General features: G+C 68.9%; 18 protein-coding genes. 9 read left to right on the top strand and 9 right to left on the bottom strand.

Annotated features, from left to right (window positions below):
• Positions 1-17 precede the first annotated feature (17 nt).
• Complete coding sequence (locus tag AAFN86_RS03390) at positions 18-932, bottom strand: class I SAM-dependent methyltransferase (protein WP_347541809.1); 915 nt, start codon at positions 930-932, stop codon at positions 18-20.
• A 151-nt stretch (positions 933-1,083) separates the two neighbouring features.
• Between AAFN86_RS03390 and AAFN86_RS03385 the strand changes: the two genes are divergently transcribed.
• Genes AAFN86_RS03385 through AAFN86_RS03375 form a run of 3 tightly spaced genes read left to right on the top strand, consistent with a single transcriptional unit; the run spans position 1,084 to position 5,545 of the window.
• Positions 1,084-2,073, top strand: a complete 990-nt coding sequence (locus AAFN86_RS03385) for a quinone oxidoreductase (protein ID WP_347541808.1) — start codon at positions 1,084-1,086, stop codon at positions 2,071-2,073.
• The gene (locus AAFN86_RS03380; RefSeq protein WP_347541807.1) at positions 2,070-4,976 is read left to right on the top strand and encodes an FAD-linked oxidase C-terminal domain-containing protein; all 2,907 of its coding nucleotides are present in this window, start codon (positions 2,070-2,072) and stop codon (positions 4,974-4,976) included. The genes AAFN86_RS03385 and AAFN86_RS03380 overlap by 4 nt, the downstream gene beginning before the upstream one ends.
• A complete protein-coding gene (locus AAFN86_RS03375) occupies positions 4,973-5,545 on the top strand; it encodes a DUF924 family protein (protein WP_347541806.1) in 573 nt (190 codons plus the stop codon). The genes AAFN86_RS03380 and AAFN86_RS03375 overlap by 4 nt, the downstream gene beginning before the upstream one ends.
• Before the next feature lie 216 nt (positions 5,546-5,761).
• On the opposite strand, the gene AAFN86_RS03370 is transcribed toward AAFN86_RS03375, so the two are convergent.
• Positions 5,762-6,379 carry a hypothetical protein gene (locus AAFN86_RS03370; protein WP_347541805.1) on the bottom strand — a complete coding sequence of 206 codons (618 nt, stop codon included), beginning with the start codon at positions 6,377-6,379 and terminating at the stop codon, positions 5,762-5,764.
• A gap of 314 nt (positions 6,380-6,693) precedes the next feature.
• Between AAFN86_RS03370 and AAFN86_RS03365 the strand changes: the two genes are divergently transcribed.
• The 5 genes from AAFN86_RS03365 to AAFN86_RS03345 all read left to right on the top strand — a co-directional run bounded on the left by AAFN86_RS03365 (position 6,694) and on the right by AAFN86_RS03345 (position 10,765).
• On the top strand, positions 6,694-7,449 hold the full coding sequence (locus AAFN86_RS03365; protein WP_347541804.1) for a DUF1194 domain-containing protein: 756 nt from the start codon (positions 6,694-6,696) through the stop codon (positions 7,447-7,449).
• Positions 7,450-7,763: 314 nt separating this feature from the next.
• Positions 7,764-8,342, top strand: coding sequence for a pyridoxamine 5'-phosphate oxidase family protein (locus AAFN86_RS03360; RefSeq protein ID WP_347541802.1), 579 nt, complete (start codon positions 7,764-7,766; stop codon positions 8,340-8,342).
• Positions 8,339-8,587, top strand: a complete 249-nt coding sequence (locus tag AAFN86_RS03355) for a DUF3253 domain-containing protein (protein WP_347541801.1) — start codon at positions 8,339-8,341, stop codon at positions 8,585-8,587. Before AAFN86_RS03360 ends, AAFN86_RS03355 begins: the two co-directional genes overlap by 4 nt.
• Positions 8,584-9,024 carry a DUF1499 domain-containing protein gene (locus AAFN86_RS03350; protein ID WP_347541799.1) on the top strand — a complete coding sequence of 147 codons (441 nt, stop codon included), beginning with the start codon at positions 8,584-8,586 and terminating at the stop codon, positions 9,022-9,024. The genes AAFN86_RS03355 and AAFN86_RS03350 overlap by 4 nt, the downstream gene beginning before the upstream one ends.
• 13 nt (positions 9,025-9,037) lie before the next feature.
• On the top strand, positions 9,038-10,765 hold the full coding sequence (locus AAFN86_RS03345; RefSeq protein ID WP_347541798.1) for an ABC transporter ATP-binding protein/permease: 1,728 nt from the start codon (positions 9,038-9,040) through the stop codon (positions 10,763-10,765).
• A gap of 266 nt (positions 10,766-11,031) precedes the next feature.
• Here AAFN86_RS03345 and AAFN86_RS03340 read toward each other — a convergent pair whose 3' ends face one another.
• Positions 11,032-11,790 carry a YoaK family protein gene (locus AAFN86_RS03340; protein WP_347541797.1) on the bottom strand — a complete coding sequence of 253 codons (759 nt, stop codon included), beginning with the start codon at positions 11,788-11,790 and terminating at the stop codon, positions 11,032-11,034.
• A gap of 174 nt (positions 11,791-11,964) precedes the next feature.
• Complete coding sequence (locus tag AAFN86_RS03335; RefSeq protein ID WP_347541796.1) at positions 11,965-12,954, bottom strand: tripartite tricarboxylate transporter substrate binding protein; 990 nt, start codon at positions 12,952-12,954, stop codon at positions 11,965-11,967.
• Positions 12,955-13,137: 183 nt separating this feature from the next.
• On the opposite strand from AAFN86_RS03335, the gene AAFN86_RS03330 reads away from it, so the two are divergent.
• Positions 13,138-13,887, top strand: coding sequence for an aspartate/glutamate racemase family protein (locus AAFN86_RS03330; RefSeq protein ID WP_347541795.1), 750 nt, complete (start codon positions 13,138-13,140; stop codon positions 13,885-13,887).
• On the opposite strand, the gene AAFN86_RS03325 is transcribed toward AAFN86_RS03330, so the two are convergent.
• The 5 genes from AAFN86_RS03325 to AAFN86_RS03305 form a co-directional block, all read right to left on the bottom strand.
• Positions 13,888-14,724 (bottom strand): flagellin, encoded by an 837-nt coding sequence (locus AAFN86_RS03325; protein ID WP_347541794.1) that lies wholly within the window; start codon positions 14,722-14,724, stop codon positions 13,888-13,890.
• 296 nt (positions 14,725-15,020) lie between these two features.
• On the bottom strand, positions 15,021-15,842 hold the full coding sequence (locus AAFN86_RS03320) for a cold shock domain-containing protein (protein ID WP_347541793.1): 822 nt from the start codon (positions 15,840-15,842) through the stop codon (positions 15,021-15,023).
• Positions 15,843-15,950: 108 nt separating this feature from the next.
• Complete coding sequence (locus AAFN86_RS03315) at positions 15,951-17,213, bottom strand: FAD-binding oxidoreductase (RefSeq protein ID WP_347541792.1); 1,263 nt, start codon at positions 17,211-17,213, stop codon at positions 15,951-15,953.
• On the bottom strand, positions 17,210-17,860 hold the full coding sequence (locus AAFN86_RS03310) for a 2-hydroxychromene-2-carboxylate isomerase (protein WP_347541791.1): 651 nt from the start codon (positions 17,858-17,860) through the stop codon (positions 17,210-17,212). The genes AAFN86_RS03315 and AAFN86_RS03310 overlap by 4 nt, the downstream gene beginning before the upstream one ends.
• A gap of 5 nt (positions 17,861-17,865) precedes the next feature.
• Entirely contained in the window at positions 17,866-18,270 is a 405-nt protein-coding gene (locus AAFN86_RS03305; RefSeq protein ID WP_347541790.1) for an AtzH-like domain-containing protein, read from the bottom strand.
• Positions 18,271-18,321: the final 51 nt, after the last annotated feature.

Below are 18,321 nucleotides of genomic sequence, written 5' to 3'. Positions count from 1 at the left end.
CCTGCGCGCCGCGGGGCTCAAGGGGTGGCGATGAACACCGCCTGGGTCAGGTCCCGCGCGCCGCCCTTCACCGGCAGGCGGAAGCGGGCGGTGGTGGTGGCGGTGGCGAAGCCGGCGTCACGCAGCATCTTCTCGATGGCGGCGGTGTTGAAGCGCCACCAGTTGCAGTCCTGCTCGGCGCCGATGTAGCGCAGCAGCGGTCCCATGCCTTCAAGGTCTTCGAGGTCGGGGTCGATCGCCTCACTGACCATCAGGCGGCCGCGCACGAGCGGGAGGATGCGTTGCAGGGCGAGTGCGGGGTCACGCAGATGGACCAGCACATTGCCGAGATGCACCAGGTCGAACTGGCCCCATTCCGCAGGGTCGAGCGCATAGACGCTGCCGGTGCGGCGGGTGACGCGGGATGCCAGGGCGTCGTGGGCGATGGTGAAGCCGCGGCCGGTGTCCTCGGCGAGCGCCGCTGGGTCCATGCGGGCGCGGGCTGGGGGTGGGAAATCGGCATCGCCGAAGGTGGCGATGTCCATGGCGATCACCTCCGCGGCGCCGCGGCGTTCGAATTCGAAGGCCCAGTAGCCGTCGAAGGTGCCGATATCCAGCACGCGCAATCCGGAGAGGGACTCCGGCAGGCCATAGCGGTCGATCAGCGGTCGATGGTCGAAGATGCCGGGGGTGACGACGCCGTCGCCGAGGTCGATGGCGTGGTACCAGGGGACGGTGGCGATTCGGCGACGCAGCGCGGCGTTTGCGCCCTCGAACGCGGCCGGTTCGGGCGCTTTCGTTGCTTGCTCCCGCACGGCACGGCGACGGGCGGCCATGCTCTGGTACCATCGCTGCCAGCGCGGGCCGCCGACGCCGAAGCGGAACTCCGCGCCCTCCCGCCCGGCGGCGAGGCTGGCACGCAGCGGGCCGAGGGAGAGGCGAAAGCGGGGCATGCGACAGTCTTGCCCGGATCGTCCCGGCCGGGCAACGGTGCGACGGCGATGAGCAGCGCTTGTCCCGCCGATGAGCATTATGGATCGGACAGCGGGCCACATCGCCGCTAGTTTCGCGCCGTCCGGAACGGCGTGGCGGAGGGGCGATACCATGGCGCAGGCGATCATGCTCCGCGAGCACGGCGGACCAGAGGTATTGCGCCCGGAGGCGATCGAGGTCCCTGCCCCCGGCCCCGGCAAGCTGCTGCTGCGCCAGACCGCGGTCGGCGTGAATTTCCATGACTGCTATGTGCGGTCGGGGCTGTACCGGACGCTGCCGCTGCCCGGCGTGCCGGGGATCGAGGCGGCCGGCGTGGTCGAGGCTGTCGGCCCCGGCGTGACTGGCTTCGCGCCGGGCGATCGGGTCGGCTACGTCACCGGCGGGTATGGCGCCTATGCGTCGCATCGCGTGCTGCCGGCGGCCCTCGCGCTGCGCCTGCCGGATTGGATGTCGGATCACCTCGCCGCCAGCGTGCTGCTCAAGGGACTGACGGCGCAGATGCTGCTGTGCCAGGTGCATCGCGTGCAGGCCGGGCAGACCATCCTGGTGCATGCCGCGGCGGGCGGCGTCGGGCGGCTGCTGTGCCAATGGGCGGCGCATCTGGGTGCGACGGTGATCGGCACGGTCGGCACGCATGCGAAGGCCGAGGTCGCACGCGCCGCCGGCTGCACGCATACGATCCTGTACCGGCGCCAGGATTTCGCCGCCGAGGTGCGCCGCATCACCGACGGGCGCGGTGTGCATGCCGTGTATGATTCGGTGGGCCAGGATACATTTGACGGGTCGCTCGACTGCCTCGCGCTGCGCGGGCATCTGGTGAATTTCGGGCAGGCCTCCGGCCCGGTGCCGCCGTTCCAGGTGCAGCGGCTGGCAGCGAAGTCCAACAGCCTGACGCGGCCGATCCTGTTCCACTACATCGCCGAGCGCGCGGCGCTGGAAGCGATGGCCACAGCATTGTTCGATGTGCTCGCCACCGGCGCGCTGCGCGCCGAGACGGGCCTCGCGCTGCCGATGCAGGAGGCGGCGCGCGCCCACCACCTTCTTGAATCCCGGCAGGCCGAGGCACCGCTCGTCCTGCTGCCGCAGGATGATCATCGATGAATGTCACGACCCGCCCGAGCCTCGGCGACAGCCGGCTCGCCGAACGCCTGCGGCGCGAGACGCAAGGCGAGGTGCTGTTCTCCGCCGCCGATCGCGGGCGCTACGCGACGGATGCCTCGATCTACCAGATCGAGCCCTATGGCGTGCTGGTACCGCGCAACCTGGATGACGTGCAGGCGGCGATGACGCTGTGCCGGGAGGAGGGCATCCCGGTGCTGCCGCGTGGCGGCGGGACGAGCCAATGCGGGCAGACGGTGAACCGCGCGCTGGTGCTCGATTGCACGAAGTACCTGCGCGGCGTGATCGAGGTGGACGCGGCGGCACAGCGCGCGCGCGTGCAGCCGGGCGTCACGCTCGGCGCGCTGAACGATGCGCTGAAGCAGCACGGGCTGTTCTTTCCGGTCGATCCCTCCACCTGGCAGCGCTGCACGATCGGCGGCATGGCGGGGAACAATTCCTGCGGGTCGAAGTCGATCCGCTACGGGCTGATGGCGGACAACGTCACGGCGATCGACGCGCTGCTGGCCGATGGATCGCGCTTCACCTTCCGGGATCTGCCGGACAATCTCGGCGGCGACATCCCTGCCCCGACAGCGGAACTGATCCAGCGGTTGCGGGCGCTGGGAGCGCGGGAAGCGGAGGAGATCGCGGCGCGCTTCCCGCATCAGCTACGCCGCGTCGGCGGCTACAACATCGAAAGCCTGACGCCGGCGGCACGGGCGGAGGGGCGCGGGAACCTCGCGCGGCTGCTGGTGGGGTCGGAGGGGACGCTGGCGTTCTCGGCGGCGCTGGATTTGAAGCTGTGGCCGATCAAGCCGCGCAAGACGCTGGGCATCTGCCAGTTCCCGACCTTCCGCGCGGCGATGGCGGCATCCCAGCACCTGGTGACGCTCAACCCCGAGGCGGTGGAACTGGTGGACCGCACGATGATCGACCTCGGCCGGTCGATCCCGATCTATCGCGCAACTATCGACCGCATGGTGAAGGGCGAGCCGGACTCGCTGCTGATCGTCGAGTTCCACGGGCATGACGAGGCGCCGCTGCTGCAGGCGCTGGACCGGCTTGAGGAAATGATGGCCGATCTCGGCTATCCGGACGCCGTGGTGCGCGCGACGGAAGCCGGCTTCCAGGCGGCCATCGCCGAGGTGCGCGAGGCTGGCCTCAACATCATGATGTCGATGAAGGGCGACGGTAAGCCGGTCTCCTTCATCGAGGATTGCGCGGTTGGTCTGGAAGACCTTGCCGACTACACCGAACGGCTGAACGACGTCTTCGCGAAGCACGGCACCAAGGGCACCTGGTATGCCCATGCGTCGGTCGGGTGCCTGCATGTCCGCCCGGTGCTGAACATGAAGGATGGCGAGGACGTGCGGAAGATGCGCGTCATCGCCGAGGAATGCTTCGCGCTGGTGCGCGAATACAAGGGATCGCATTCCGGCGAACATGGCGACGGCATCGTGCGATCCGAATTCAACGAACCGATGTTCGGCAGCCGCATCGCCCGCGCCTTCGAGGAAGTGAAGGACAACTTCGACCCGAACGCGCTGCTCAATCCCGGCCGCGTCGTGCGCGCACCGAAGATGGATGACCGCACGCTGTTCCGCTACGCGCCCGAATACACGGCGGATGCGGCGATCACGCCGGCGCTCGACTGGTCGGACTATCCAGGGCCGCTCGGCGGGCTGCTGAGCGCGGTCGAGATGTGCAACAACAACGGCACCTGCCGGAAGTTCGACGCCAATGTCATGTGCCCGTCCTACCGCGCGACGCGGGACGAGCAGCACCTGACGCGCGGGCGCGCCAACACGCTGCGGCTCGCCCTGACGCAGCAGATCCCTGGCGCACTGGCCTCCGACGAGGTCGCCGAGGCACTGAAACTCTGCGTCTCCTGCAAGGGCTGCAAGCGGGAATGCCCGACAGGCGTCGACATGGCGCGGATGAAGATCGAGGTGCTGGCGGCGCGCGCGAAGCAGCACGGCATCGGCTGGCGCGAGCGCATCATCGCGACGATGCCACGCTGGGCGCGCTGGGCGTCGCTGTTTCCGCCGACGGCCAATGCGCGCAACTGGGTGCCGGGCCTCGCCGCCCTGGCCGAAAGCCTGCTTGGCATCGCCGCCGAGCGATCCCTGCCCCGTTTCGTCTGGAATGCCTTCCATGACGACGAACTCCGCGCCCCGGATGGCCGTGAGCGCGAGGTCATCCTGCTGCCCGACGCCTTCAACCGCTATTACGAGCCGGAGAATCTGCGCGCTGCCGCACGGGTGCTGCGCGCGGCCGGCTACGATCCCGCCGTCGCGCGCCCGGCCTATGGCACCCGACCGCTCGATGACGGACGCACGCTGCTCTCGGCCGGCCTTGTTGATCGCGCGCGCGACGAGGCGCACCGAACGCTCGCGGCGCTGTCGCACTACGCCTCGCCCGTCATCGGCATCGAGCCATCCTCGCTCACCACGCTGCGCGACGAATTCCTCGCGCTGCTGCCAGGCGATGCGTCCCGCGCGCTGGCCGCGCGCGCCTTCCTGCTGTCCGAGTTCCTCGAACGCGAGAAGGCCGTGCTGGCGCTCAAGCCCGTTCATGGCGAGGCGCATATCCACGGCCATTGCCACCAGAAGGCCTTCGGCGCTTTCCCGCCCGCTGTGGCACTGCTGAAGCGGATCCCGGGGCTGACCGTCACGCCGATCACGTCATCCTGCTGCGGCATGGCAGGCGCCTTCGGCTACCAGGCGGAAACGCTGGCAACATCGAAGGCGATGGGGGAACTCGCCCTGCTGCCGGCGGTGCGTGCCGCTGCGCCCGCCGCCTTCATCGTCGCCGACGGCACGTCCTGCCGGCACCAGATCGCCGATCTCGCAGGCCGGCCCGCGCTGCATTCCGTCCGCCTGCTGGAAAGGGCGCTCGCTTGACCACGCCGCTCAATGTCCTGGCCTTCTGGTTCGCCGACGGGCCCGACACCTTTCGCGACGCCTGGTTCAAGCGCGACGACGCCTTCGATGCGGAGATCCGCGCCCGCTACGGCGACCTCGCCGCCGTCGCGCGGACCGATGCGCTGGCGTCGTGGCGGGACAGCGCGGCCGGCGTGCTGGCGCTGGCCATCCTGATGGACCAGTTCCCGCGCAACCTGCATCGCGGCAGCGCCGAAGCGTTTGCCGCCGACCCGATGATGCGGGACATCGCGCGCGACGCCGTGCTGGGGCGGCGCATCGATGTCGGGCTGACCCCGACCCAACGGGTCTTCCTGTACCTCCCCTTCGAGCATTCGGAGGCGATGGCGGACCAGGATCTCTCGGTTGCGCTATTCGAAGGGCTGCGCGACGACCCGCGTATGGCCAGGCAAGACGGGACGATCGACTACGCCTGGCGGCACCGCGCCGTGATCGCCCGCTTCGGGCGCTTCCCGCATCGCAATGTGGCGATGGGGCGCCCAAGCACAGCGGATGAAGCCGCATGGCTCGCCGCCGGTGGGGGTTTCTGAACGTCTGTTTGGAACCGGGCCGAGAGGCGCGTTTCCAAACGGCCCCTGATACCAACGGCCCGACGTCTGGACTTGGACCGAGGCCACGAATGTGGCCCGCCGGTAGTCCGGCGAAAGCCAAGCAATCCGGAGGTTTGCGGCCGTCGACCGAGGATCCGACAAGCCCTCCTACCACCGGTCTTGAGTAGTGGCCGCGGGTATCGGAGGGCCCGCGCCCTACCAGCCGAACTGGCCGATCAACGCATCCAGGTTTGCATTGCACCAGGCCGCCGGCAGGCGCAGCGGATGCGCGTCGTCGAGCGGCGACTTTCCCTTGGCACCGATGTTCTGCACCGTGCCGACGCCGAGTGCCGCCAGGAGCTTGCTGCCGCCATATTCGACGGTGGTGCCGACATGGCCGAAATAGTCGCCCCAGGTGGTGGTGATGGCGTAGGTCTCGTTCTGGAACCAGGTGCCGCCATTGCGCACGCCGAACAGATGCGTGCCCCAGCCGGTCGGCATGGCGATCTCGTACTGCGCATGGGTGCTCGTGTGGCTGCTGATCCGCTCGCCGCCCATGAAGAACTGCGCGTCGAGTGCCGCGCGCCATTGCGAGTACAGCACGCCGCCATCATCGACTTCGACGTGCCCGCCGCAGAACACGCTGGAGCCGCCATACAGGGTGACCGCGTTGGTGTGCAGATCGGCCTGCCAAAACAGCTCCCGCACCATCAGGATCAGCCGCTGCTCCTCGCCGCTGAAGCCGGCCCAATCATTCTGCAGATCGGCATATATGCGGGCCGCGTCGACGCCCCCACCGGCTTCCATCGGATCGGGCGGCGTCAAGGCAGGCATGGCGTGATCTTTCGGATCTGACGGACCAGCGTCACACATGAGGGGGTTGCATGCCAGTGCCGGGATATCGCCCGATGGATGAATTCATTCGCGCGCAATGATCGGCAGGCGCCGCAAAGAAAGGCAAGCGGCGGCATGGGTCGTGTCGCGCATGCCACAGTTGCTCTATTCGCTGGCATATTATGACAGCATTGCTGAGATTTATGTTGCGTCGCACAACGTCGTTCCGTATTTGTGCATCATAAGAAAGCTTCGGTGACGGAGGCGGACGGGAAGGACTGCACCCCCCAACACGGCCCTACAGGAGGGTACCGATGTCGCGTCCAGTCTCTCGCCGCCTGCTGCTTGCTGCCGGCCTTGCCACCCCCGCGCTGATCACCGGCCGTAACGCACGCGCCTCGACTGAGGTCGATGTCGAACTGGTGCTGGCCGTGGACGTCTCCCGCTCCGTCGACAACGAGGAGATGGAGATGCAGATGAAGGGCTATGCCGAGGCCTTTCGGGACCCACGCCTGGCCGAGGGCATCGCCGGCGGGCCGATGGGTGCCATCGCCGTCACCCTGTTCGTCTGGTCGGATTGGAACATCCAGCACACGCTGGTGCCCTGGGCGCGGCTGGATGGCCCTGCGAGCTGCGAGCGCTTCGCCCGCGCCCTCGATGCCGCGTCGCGCGAGACCTACCTCTACACCTCGATCTCCGGCGCCATCGACTATGCGGCGAACCAGTTCGGCCAGCGCTTCGAAGGGCTGCGCCGCGTCGTCGATATCTCCGGCGACGGGGTGAACAATTCCGGCCGGCCACTGTCGGCCGCGCGGGCCGAGGCGCTGGCGAAGGACATCGTGATCAATGGCCTCGCCGTGCTCGACCGCAGCCCGCAGCCGGCCGCGCTGCTCGCCGGCCTGCCGCCGGTGGACGAATACTACCGCGACGAGGTGATCGGCGGGCCGGGCGCATTCCTGATGGTGGCCGAGGGGTATGAATCCTTCGCCGGGGCGGTGCGCCGCAAGATCATCCGCGAAATCGCGGCGATCCCCGCGCCGGGGCCGCGCGTCGAGCGGGAATTCGCCTGACGGATCCGCAGGGGCGCCGCCCGGTGGAACCGGAGAGGGCTTTGCCCCCTCCGGACCTCCCCCACCAAAGGCTTAAGGCCTTTGGAAACCTCGACTTGGTGCCGGGTTGGCGAAGCCGCGACGGCGGGCAGAAGACCGAATCCGGGCACCGATCCTGACCGTCGAGCCCCGTACCAGGTGACGGTTTCCAAAGGCCTTAAGCCTTTGGTGGGGTGGCTTGGAGGGGCAAAGCCCCTCCAATCTTCCGCCATCAGGGCCGCCGATTCCATGCAATGGGGATTGCGTCCTTGCGGGATGGCGGCATACCCGCGGGGATGATCCGCACCCCACCCGCGACGCTGGATGCGGCATTGGCCGCGGCATTTGCTGCCCTGGCCAACGGCGTCCAGGACCACCGCAGCGCCTTCCACACGCCAACCCTGGCCACCTGCGGCCTGGATGGCGCACCATCGCTGCGCAGCGTCGTGCTGCGCCATGTCGATGCCCGGACGCGCATCCTGCATATCCACACCGACCGCCGCAGCGCCAAGGTGGCCGAATTGGCCGCCGACCCCCGCGTTGCACTGCACGGATACGATCCGGCAGCGCGGCTGCAGTTGCGGCTGGCTGGCCACGCCAGCCTGCATCATGACGACACCATCGCCGAGGCGGCTTGGGCCGCCAGCCGGGAGACCAGCCGCATGACCTATGCCACCGCCCACCAGCCCGGCACGCCCCTGCCCGCACCGCCCGACGCGCCCGGCGACCCCTTCGGCGGCCGCGCGCATTTCGCTGCCGTGGTGCTGCGCTTCGAAAGCCTCGACTGGCTGCTGCTGGACCCTGCCGGGCACCGTCGCGCGCGCTTCACCTGGGATGCCGACGGGGTGGCCGATGCCACCTGGCTCGCGCCATGAGCGAACCCGCCATCCGCGAGGCAATCCTCGCCCAGGCCGTCGCCCATGGGCCGGAAAAGAGCTTCACGCCCGAGGACGTCGCGCGCGCCCTGGCTACCGAGAACTGGCAGTCGCTGCTGACCCGCATCCGGCGGGAGGCGACGCTGCTGGCGCGGGAGGGGCAGATCGACATCCTGCGCAAGGGAAAGCCGGCCGACCCCGAGGCTGAGATCCGCGGCGTGATCCGCCTGCGCGCGAAGCCATGATCGAGCTGCTGTTCTCGCGCGGCGCCAATGGCGTGCCGCCGCCGCAGCCGGTCGACTTCGCGACGCTGGTGCTGCCGACAACTCCCAATACCTGCCTGCTGACGCCGACCACGGCGCCGGGCATCGGGCACCTGCATCGCGACCCATTCCCGGTAACGCCGCAGGCCGGTTTCGATGCGATCCGCGCTGTCGCCGCGGCACAGCCGCGGACCTATCCGCTCGCCGACTATCACGACCGCCTCCAGGCGCAGTGGGTGGTGCGGTCGCGGTTGATGAACTACCCCGACATCGTGGTGGCGGAGCTGGCGCCAAGCGGCGGCGGCACCGGCCTGTGGCTCTATTCACGCAGCCTGCTGGGCCGGTCGGATTTCGGGGTGAACCGGGCCCGCGTGATGGAGTGGCTCGGCGACTTCGAGAACCGGCTGCGGCACGGCTGAAGGAGAGTTCTGAATGCGGCGGGTTGGTCCCTTCCTGCGCGAAGCCTGGGCGCTCGCGCGGCCCTATTGGTCGAGCGAGGATCGCTGGGCGGCGCGCGGGCTGCTTGCCGCCGTCATCGTGCTGAACCTGTCCCTGGTGGGCATGACGGTGGTGCTGACCTTCTGGCAGCGGGCATTCTACAACGCGCTGGAAGCGAAGGATTCGGCGGCCTTCACGGCCTTGCTGTTCACCTGGCACAGCACCGAGGAGGACGGCTTCCTGCCATCCTTCACCCTGGTCGCGACGCTCTACATCCTGATCGCGGTCTATGCGCTGTATCTGCGCCAGGCGCTGGAGATCCGCTGGCGGCGCTGGCTGACCGAGATCTACCTGACGCAGTGGCTCGAAGGCCGCGCCTATTACCGCATGGCGCTGACCGACCCGGAGACCGACAACCCCGACCAGCGCATCGCAGAGGATGCGCGGATGTTCGTCGGCCAGACGCTCACGCTCGGGCTGGGGCTGATGCGCTCGGTGGTGACGCTCGGGTCCTTCGTGCTGGTGCTGTGGTCGCTGTCGGGGCCGGTGACGATCCTGGGCGTCACCATCCCGGGCTACATGGTGTGGGTGGCGCTGGTCTATGCGCTGGCGGGCACCTGGCTCGCGCATCTGATCGGGCGGCCGCTGATCCGGCTGAACTTCAACCAACAGAAGGTCGAGGCGGATTTCCGCTACGCGCTGGTGCGCTTCCGCGAGAATGTCGAGGGCATCGCCCTGCATGGCGGGGAGGCCGACGAGAAGCGCGGCCTGACCATGCGCTTCCGCGCGCTGATGGAGAATTGGTGGTCCATCATGACCGCGACCAAGCGCCTGATGCTGTTCAGCGTCGGCTACAGCCAGGTGGCGAGCATCTTCCCCATCGTCGTCGCGGCGCCCGCCTATTTCGCCGGGCGGATTCCGCTGGGCGGGCTGATCCAGACATCGAGCGCCTTCGGCCAGGTGCAGGAATCCCTGTCCTGGTTCGTCGAGAACTATCGCGACCTGACGGAATGGCGCGCGACCGTGGAACGACTGACCGGCTTCACCCGCGCCGTCGCCACCGCGCGGACCGCCGGCACCGGGCCGATCGCGGCCAAGGGGACGCAGCCGGGGCTGGTGATCGACGATGTCACGCTCGCCCTGCCAGATGGGCGGCGGTTGATCGAAGGCGGAAGTGCCGAGGTCGCGCCGGGCGAGGCGGTGGTGATCACCGGCGCCTCGGGGTCCGGCAAGTCGACGCTGTTCCGCGCCATCGCGGGCATCTGGCCCTTCGGATCCGGACGTGTGTCGATGCCGGCGAATGGACGGGCGCTGTTCCTGCCGCAGCGGCCGTATATCCCGCTCGGCAGCCTGAAACGCGCGGTCTGCTATCCCGAGGATGAGGCCGGCTTCACCGATGCGCAGGTTACCGAAGCGCTCGAGGCGGCGGAGCTCGGCCATCTGGTGCCGCGGTTGAACGAGGCGGATTCGTGGGACAAGCGGCTATCGGGTGGCGAGCAGCAACGCCTCGCACTGGCCCGCGCACTGCTGCTGAAGCCGGACTGGCTGTTCCTCGATGAGGCGACGGCGAGCCTCGATCCGGGAGCGGAGGAACGACTCTACGCGAGGTTAAAGGAGAGGCTGCCGGGCACGGCGCTGGTGTCGATCGCGCATCGCCCGGCTGTGGCGCAGTTCCATGACCGCGGTTTGCGGGTGGAGGGTGGGCGGCTGGTCGCCGCGTAAGTTCGCGGGCGCCGGTGAAGGAAGGTTGCAAGGGCGCCGGCCCGCCAAATGCCTGGGGCATTTGGAATGCCGTCAATTGGCGCTGGGCATCAGACACCCGCACCGCGCGCATAGGCTGGTCAAGGCGATGAACCCAACAGTAGTGCCCGGCGCCAGGTATCGGTTTCCAAAGGCCCACTGGCCTTTGGTGGGGTGAGCCCGAGAGGGGCGACGCCCCTCTCGGTCCGACAGCACAGCGAATAGACCACCGATACGAGCCGAGCCGACTACTCGGCCTCGGCCGGGATCACCGCGTTGGCCAGGATCAGCAGCACCACCGCGAGTGGCATGCAGGCGGCAAGCCCCATTCGAGCGAAGGCCAGGGCCCCGATCACGCCGCCCACCGTGAAGCAGGCCAGAAGTCCGGCCAGAAGCCGCATTTTCGCGCGGTCGGCGAACACCTTCGGCGCATCGCTGCGGGCATCGGCGTTCCAGTAGGTCAGCTTGCCGATCTCGATGCCGAGGTCAGTGACGATGCCGGTGACATGGGTGGTGCGCATCCGTGCCCCGGAGATCTTGGTGATGCAGGCATTCTGCACGCCCATCAGGAAGCACAGCAGGGGCACGACCGGGATCGCGACGAGTTCGGCGGGCAGCAGCGCGCCCATGATGCCGAAGGCCAGCAGTAGCGCGGCTTCGACCAGCAGCGGCAACGCATAGCGGCTGCGCCAGCCGAGCCGCCTGCCAAGATTGATCAGCCAGGCGGAATGCGCCGCCCCGGCCATGAAGGAGGCCAGCGCCAGCAGCCCCGCCAGCACGACCTGGCCCATCCCCAGCGCGACATGGTCGGCCATGGCCGAGACGATGCCCGACATGTGGGAGGTGTACTGGCCGACGATCATGAAACCGCCGGCGTTGATGGCGCCTGCGACGAAGGTCAGGGTCAGGCCGAGTTGCGTCTCGCTAGCCTCGGCGCGCAGCCAGCGCCGCGCCGTGGCCCGGGCGGCGTGCCAGCGTCCATGCGGATCGGATGCGGAGCGAAGCATGGCGCCTCTTCTAACCCTGCTGGAAGCGCCAGACCCAGGGCGGCCGACGCATGGCCGCCATCGGTAAGGGCGCGGCGCCGCGGCCGGCAGCGCGGCGCGACGCGGTCGGCGACGCCCGAAGGCGCCGCACGGCGTTCGGCCGGCGGCCGGCCGAGAGCGTCCGATGGAGATTGCTCAGTCCACGGTCGCGCCCGAGGTGCGGACCACTTCGGCCCAGCGCGCCACGTCGGCAACCAGCGTCTCGCGGAACTGCTCAGGTGAATTGGGCGCGACGGGCGGGGTGATGGCCTGGTTCTGGATCAGCCACTCGCGGAATTCGGGCGTGGCGATGATGCGGTTCACCTCGGCATTCATCCGCGTGAGGATCGGCGCCGGCAGATGCGCCGGGGCGAGGATGCCGTACCAGGTCGAGGTATCCATCGGCGGCACGCCGCAGGCCTCGGCGACGGTGGGCACGTCCGGCAGCGCCGGCAGGCGTTCGCGCGTCAGCACCGCAAGCGCGCGGACCTGGCCCTGGCGGATCGGACCCATCGAAGGACCGGTCTGGTTGAAGAAAACATCGGTATCGCCGGCCAGCAGCGAAGCAATCGCGCCCGGCTGGCCGCGATACGGCACATGCAGCAGGTCCAGCCGCGCCGCCGTGGCCAGTTGCGCGCCCGCCAGGTGAGTCGAGGCGCCATTGCCGGTCGAGGCGTAGGAGACCGCCTGCGGCCGTGCGCGGGCCGCCGCCAGCACATCCTGGCAGGTGCGGAAATTCGGGCGCTTCTCCGGGTTCACCAGCATCACGTTCGGCACATCGCCGAGCAGCGCCACGGGCGTGAAGTCGTTGATGACGTTGAATGGAAGCCGCCGATACAGCGAGGCATTGATCGCATGCGTGCCGGCGGTGCCGATCAGGAAGGTGTAGCCATCGGGCGGCTGCTTGGCGACGTATTCGGACCCTATATTGCCGCCCGCCCCGCTGCGATTGTCCACCACCACCGGGACGCCGAGCGCGCGCGACAGCGGTTCGGACAAGCGTCGGGCATAGATGTCGGTCCCGGCGCCATTGGGGAAGCCGCCCATCAGGGTGATCGGCCGGTTCGGCCAGGGGGCGTCCTGCGCCATGGCGGGCGCGGCGACGATGGCGGCAAGGGCCGCGGCAAGCAGGGTGCGTCGAATCATGGGTCCCGGTTCTCCTTGTTGACGGAGGAAGGCTGGGGTTCGGCATGGGTGGGGACACCGGGCGTTCGTTCCATGGGCAGCGGTCCGAACCCCTGCGCCGGGCCGTCGCGATCGGCGGAGCGCATCGGGCCTCGGGCCGGCGCCATTTCCGCCGCGGCGGAAAACGCTCTAGCCTCGCCAGCCATGAACCCTTCCTTCCCTGCCCCAAGCCTCGCGCGGAATGCGCGCGGCGGGAAGCCCGTCCAGGGCGTCCCGCTCGGCATCATCATGCTGGAGACGCGGTTCCCGCGCATTCCGGGCGATATCGGCAACGGCGCGACCTGGCCCTTCCCGGTGCTGTACCGCGTGGTGCCGGGCGCCACGCCCGAACGCGTGGTGCTGCAGGGCGCGCGCGGCCTGCTGCCCGACTTCATCGCGGCGGCGCGGGAATTGGTGGCCCTTGGCGCCGAGGCGATCACCACCAGCTGCGGCTTCCTGTGCATTTTCCAGAAGGAAATCGCCGCGGCGGTCGGCGTGCCGGTAGCGACGTCATCCCTATTGCAGGTGCCCTGGGTCGAGGCGCTGCTGCCGGCCGGCCAACGCGTCGGCGTCATTACCGTGAGCCCGGTGTCGCTCACCCCGGCGCACTATGCCGCGGCCGGCATGGCGGCGGACACGCCGGTGATGGGGATCGAGGGCGGACGGGAACTGTACCGCGTGCTGGTGCACCAGGATAAGCCGGAGCTCGACGCCGCGGCGGCGGAGCAGGACATCATCGATGCGGGGCGCGCGCTGGTGGCCAAGCACCCCGAGGTCGGCGCCATTGTGCTGGAATGCACCAACATGCCGCCCTATGCGGCGGCCTTGCAGGCGGCGCTGGGCCTGCCGGTGCATGATGTGGTCTCGCTCGCGTCCTATCTGTTCGCCGGGCTGCGGCCGCGACGCTTCGGCTGATCAGCCCTTGAACAGGCTCAGCAGCGACTGCGGCGCCTGGTTGGCGATGGACAGCGATTGGGTGCCGAGCTGCTGGCGGATCTGCAGCGCCTGCAGCCGTGCCGATTCCTTCGCGAGGTCGGCATCGATCAGCGAGCCCAGGCCGCCATCCAACGCGTCGAGCTTGTCGCGATTGTAGCCGATCTGGGCGTCGACATAGCGGCTGTCGGAGCCGAACCGATTCAGTGCGTCGGCGATCAGCGTGTTCACCGAGGCCCAGTCGCCACCCGCGCCAAGGGCCGCCTGCGCCGTCGCGGCATCGGTCGGCGCGGCGGCGATGACCATGGTGCCCGCACCATCGGCCGCGGTCAGCGTGTAGGTGGTGCCCGATTCGTTGCGCGTGGTGGTGATGTCGCCACCACCATTGCTGGTGTTGGTGTCGAGCAGGGTGCGGCCATTGTAGGTCGCGTCCTGGATGAAGTTCTGGATCTGCGTGCGCAGCGCCTCGTACTGGGCCTCATACTGGGCGCGCTGGTCGGTGTTGAGCGTGTCGTCGGCCAGGCGGACCAGCGTCTCGCGCACCTTGGTCATAGTGTCGGAGACCTTGGTGAGGCCGGACAGGGCGGTGTCGAGAATCCCCTTGGTGCCACCGAGTTGTTCATTGGCGGCGGTGAGGCCCGCGACATCGGCCCGCACCGACTGCGCCACGGCGAAGGCCGCGCCGTCATCCTTGGCATCGGAGACGCGGAAGCCGGTCGAGACGCGCTTCTGCGTTGCGTTGAGCGCCTCATTCGTGCGGTTGAGCGACTGCAGCGCCACCATGGCGCCGACGTTCGTATTCACCGAGTTGAGGCTCATTGCGGGATCTTCCCTTCACGGTGACGGGATATTCCCGTCTCGGCACCACTGTGACCCGCAAAGGTGAAGGCATCGCTAATCGCGACAGGATTTCTTCGGCCACCGGACGGTGGCGGCTAAGAGCGTGATTGGTTCACATTCGTTCACCTATCACGCTCTGACATATTGTTTGATCGAGTGATTCAGATCCCCGGTGCATTCGCACCTGTGGCCGTCACGCTCCAATCGGCCCGGCCGGTCATGAAAAAGGCCCCGCGCCTTGCGGCAGCGGGGCCTTCCGTGGATGACCCGAAGGGTCAGTCCTTCATGTTCACGGCCTGGCGGCCGCGCTGGCCGTCACGCACTTCCAGGTTGACCTTCTCGCCCTGCTGGACGTCCTGCTTGCCCGCGCGCTGCAGGACGGAGGAGTGCAGGAACACGTCCTGGCCACCATCGTCCGGCGTCACGAAGCCGAAGCCGCGGACTTGGTCGAACCACTTGACCGTGCCGTTGACGTCGTAGGTCGGGCCGCCTTCGTCGCGGCCACCGCCGCCGAAATCGCGCCGGGGCGGACGGTCGCCGAAGGCACGCGGGGGACGGTCGCCGAAGCCGCCGGAGGGCGGGCCGCCAAAGTCGCGGCGCGGCGGACGGTCGCCGAAGCCACCACCACCACCGAAGCCGCCGCCACCGCCGAAGTCACGCCGCGGGGGACGGTCGCCGAAGCCACCACCGCCGCCGCCGAAATCACGCCGCGGGGGACGATCGCCGAAGCCACCACCGCCGCCGCCGAAGTCACGCCGAGGGGGACGATCGCCGAAGCCACCACCACCACCGCCGCCGAAGTCACGCCGCGGTGGGCGCGCACCAGCGCCCGCGCCGGCGGACCCGCCGCCTTCGCCACGCTTGAGTTCCACGATGCGGGTGACGAGACGGCGACCCTGCCGGTCCGTGCCGATCTCGCAGACCAGCTTGTCACCAGTGTCCGGCGGTTCGATCCCGGCCTCGGTCAGGGCCGAGGCGTGGAAGAAGACGTCGGTACCGTCCGGGCCGAGGACGAAGCCAAAGCCCTTCCGGCTGTTGTACCATTTCACCTCGGCCTCGATCGGGCCGGTGCCACCCTGGTTGTCGAATTCAGACACGTTCCTGCAGGTCCACAAAATCAGGCGGCCCCGCGGGATGCAGGGGCGCTACATGTCAGGATGGCACCCCAGCCAAGCGAAAGCGAGCGAAATTGCGCGGGGCCGGGATCAGGCGAATCGCCGCGCATCGAAGGGTGCGATCGATATTTCCGGCGACCGTCCGGCCAGCAGTTCCGCCACGATCCGCCCGGTGCGCGCAGCCGCCACCAGGCCGGTGTGGCCATGCCCGAAGGCGTGGATGATGTCCGAGGTGGCCCGCGACGGACCCAGGCACGGCTTGCCATCGGGCATGGACGGCCGGTGACCCATCCAGACCTTCACCCGTTCGGCCGGCAGATTGCGCGGCAGACCCGGGAAGCAGCCCAGCAGGTGGTCGCGCAGGATCTCGGCGCGCTTCCAGTTCGGTGCCGCATCAAGGCCGGCGATCTCCACCTGGCCGGCGCAGCGCAGGCCATTCGCGGTGCGCATGACGGACATCTTGCCATCCGAGGGCATCAGGCCGTGGCGCGGCGACACCTCGGGGTCGCGGAGTTCGGCGTGATAGCCTCGCTCGGTCTCAAGCGGGACGGTATCGCCGGCGGCCGCCGCGAGCGGCCTGGCATGCGCCCCGGCGGCGATCACCGCGGCGTCGGCCGGGATGTCGCCCCGGTCGGTGCGCACCGCCTTGAGCCGGCCGCCGGCAATATCGAATCCGGTGGCCGCGGCGGGGCGGAATTCCGCCCCCTGCCCCACCGCATGGGCGACCAGCGCCGCAGTATAGGCGCCGGGATCCGTGCAATGACCGCCTTCCTCGACCATCACGCCGAACGTATAGCGGCGGTCGAGGTCGGGTTCGCGCTGGTGCAGTTCATTCGCATCGAGTTCCATCCAGCGCACGCCGACGCGATGGCGGATCTCCCAGGCCATCGACTCGGCATCGAAGGCGGCGCGGGTCGGATAGACGTAGATCAGGCCGCGGCGTTCGATCAGATGGCCGACGCCGGCTTCGTCGGCCAGGCGCTGGTGCAGCGCGGGGGCATCGACCACCAGGGGGCGCAGGGCTCGTGCGGCTTCCTCCACGCGGTCCCAGGTCCAGCCGGCGCGCAGGTAGCGAACTAGCCAGGGGGCGACGCGCGGCAGATAGGACCAGCGGATGGCCAGGGGCCCCAGCGGGTCCATCAGGAACTTCGGCACCTTCTTCCACAGGCCGGGGAAGGCCGGCGGGATCACCGACATGGGCGACAGCCAGCAGCCATTGCCGTAGGAGGCCGCCTGCTCCCCGCCCGGTTTGGCCGGGTCGATGATGGTCACCCGATGGCCGCTGCGGAGTGCCTCGACGGCCGAACAGGCGCCGACGATGCCGGCGCCGATGATCGCGACGTGTCGTGTCATGCTGCGCGTGTCTTACCGATCTTCGCGGAGGGGCCAGACTGGACCTGTTCGCCGGCCAGGTGCTTGTCGAGGAAGAACAGCCGGTCCTGCCCCCACAGCCAGAGGTCGCCGCAGAAGAAGGTCGGCGCACCGAAGACGCCGCGCTTGACCGCGTCCTGGTTGTTGCGATCCCACTCGGCCTCGATGGAGGAGCTTTCCTCCTCCCGGTGCAAGGCTTCGCCGGGCAGGCCTTCCTCCTCGGCGACGGCGACGCGTACGCGCGGGTCGGCGATGTCGCGGTCCTCGACCCACAGGGCCCGCAGCAGCGCCTGCGACAGCGCCATGGCATCGAGGCCCCGGCCCTGCGCGGCCATCACCATCCGCCCCGCCTGGCGCTGGTCCGATGGCGGGTAGTGCTTCGGCTTCAGATTGATCGGGATGTTCAGGTGGCGCGACCAGCGATCTAGTTCGAGCGCGTGGTAGTCCTGCCGCGGTTCCGGGCGGGTGCGCAGCGGGATGCCGCCGGTGTGCTTGATGACCAGGCGGAAATCATAGGGCTTGAGCAGCAGCGTCGCGCCGTGGCGGCGGACGATGTCGGTCAGTTGCGGGCCGCCCAGATACATCCAGGGGCTGGACAGCGTGTAGAAGCACTCGATGGTCTGGCCCATGGTGGTCACCCCTTCTGCGTGCGGCCGGGATCATGGCCCGCCAGAAGCGAGACATGCGCGGAGACGACGCGCCAGCCGTGTTCGGGCAGGCGCACCATGATCTTGGTCTCGCGGCCGATCAGCCCGGTGCCGACGCGTTCATATTCCAGATGCGTGCAGGCGAAGTCGCGGCCGAAGGCGGTGATGTGGATGTGCTTCTGGATGCGCGGCGCATAGGTCTTCACCGTCGCGCGGAAGGCACGGATGGCATCGATGCCGTAGAGGATCTCGGTGACGCCGAAGCGTACCGTGCGCGGGTCAGGCCAGAAGGAGGCGTCGAGGATTTCGGCGTCGTTCGTCGCGATGGCCGTTTCGTAGCGGTCGAAGACCGCACGGGCCTCGGCGATGACGTCGGGGTTGTCGATCTCCACGGCGGACGGCTCCCGGTTGTGGGGGCAGCATGCCGTGCGGCGTGGCGGAAC

Source organism: Roseomonas sp. CAU 1739, assembly GCF_039839775.1.
Taxonomy (GTDB): Bacteria; Pseudomonadota; Alphaproteobacteria; order Acetobacterales; family Acetobacteraceae; genus Neoroseomonas.
This window is presented reverse-complemented; position numbering and strand designations above follow the sequence as displayed.

Bases quoted from the DNA above. Each gene is read 5' to 3' on its own strand.
- AAFN86_RS03390 (WP_347541809.1), bottom strand. From the start codon at position 932: ATGCCCCGCTTTCGCCTCTCCCTCGGCCCGCTGCGTGCCAGCCTCGCC.
- AAFN86_RS03385 (WP_347541808.1), top strand. From the start codon at position 1,084: ATGGCGCAGGCGATCATGCTCCGCGAGCACGGCGGACCAGAGGTATTG.
- AAFN86_RS03380 (WP_347541807.1), top strand. From the start codon at position 2,070: ATGAATGTCACGACCCGCCCGAGCCTCGGCGACAGCCGGCTCGCCGAA.
- AAFN86_RS03370 (WP_347541805.1), bottom strand. From the start codon at position 6,379: ATGCCTGCCTTGACGCCGCCCGATCCGATGGAAGCCGGTGGGGGCGTC.
- AAFN86_RS03365 (WP_347541804.1), top strand. From the start codon at position 6,694: ATGTCGCGTCCAGTCTCTCGCCGCCTGCTGCTTGCTGCCGGCCTTGCC.
- AAFN86_RS03360 (WP_347541802.1), top strand. From the start codon at position 7,764: ATGATCCGCACCCCACCCGCGACGCTGGATGCGGCATTGGCCGCGGCA.
- AAFN86_RS03355 (WP_347541801.1), top strand. From the start codon at position 8,339: ATGAGCGAACCCGCCATCCGCGAGGCAATCCTCGCCCAGGCCGTCGCC.
- AAFN86_RS03350 (WP_347541799.1), top strand. From the start codon at position 8,584: ATGATCGAGCTGCTGTTCTCGCGCGGCGCCAATGGCGTGCCGCCGCCG.
- AAFN86_RS03345 (WP_347541798.1), top strand. From the start codon at position 9,038: ATGCGGCGGGTTGGTCCCTTCCTGCGCGAAGCCTGGGCGCTCGCGCGG.
- AAFN86_RS03340 (WP_347541797.1), bottom strand. From the start codon at position 11,790: ATGCTTCGCTCCGCATCCGATCCGCATGGACGCTGGCACGCCGCCCGG.
- AAFN86_RS03335 (WP_347541796.1), bottom strand. From the start codon at position 12,954: ATGATTCGACGCACCCTGCTTGCCGCGGCCCTTGCCGCCATCGTCGCC.
- AAFN86_RS03330 (WP_347541795.1), top strand. From the start codon at position 13,138: ATGAACCCTTCCTTCCCTGCCCCAAGCCTCGCGCGGAATGCGCGCGGC.
- AAFN86_RS03325 (WP_347541794.1), bottom strand. From the start codon at position 14,724: ATGAGCCTCAACTCGGTGAATACGAACGTCGGCGCCATGGTGGCGCTG.
- AAFN86_RS03315 (WP_347541792.1), bottom strand. From the start codon at position 17,213: ATGACACGACACGTCGCGATCATCGGCGCCGGCATCGTCGGCGCCTGT.
- AAFN86_RS03310 (WP_347541791.1), bottom strand. From the start codon at position 17,860: ATGGGCCAGACCATCGAGTGCTTCTACACGCTGTCCAGCCCCTGGATG.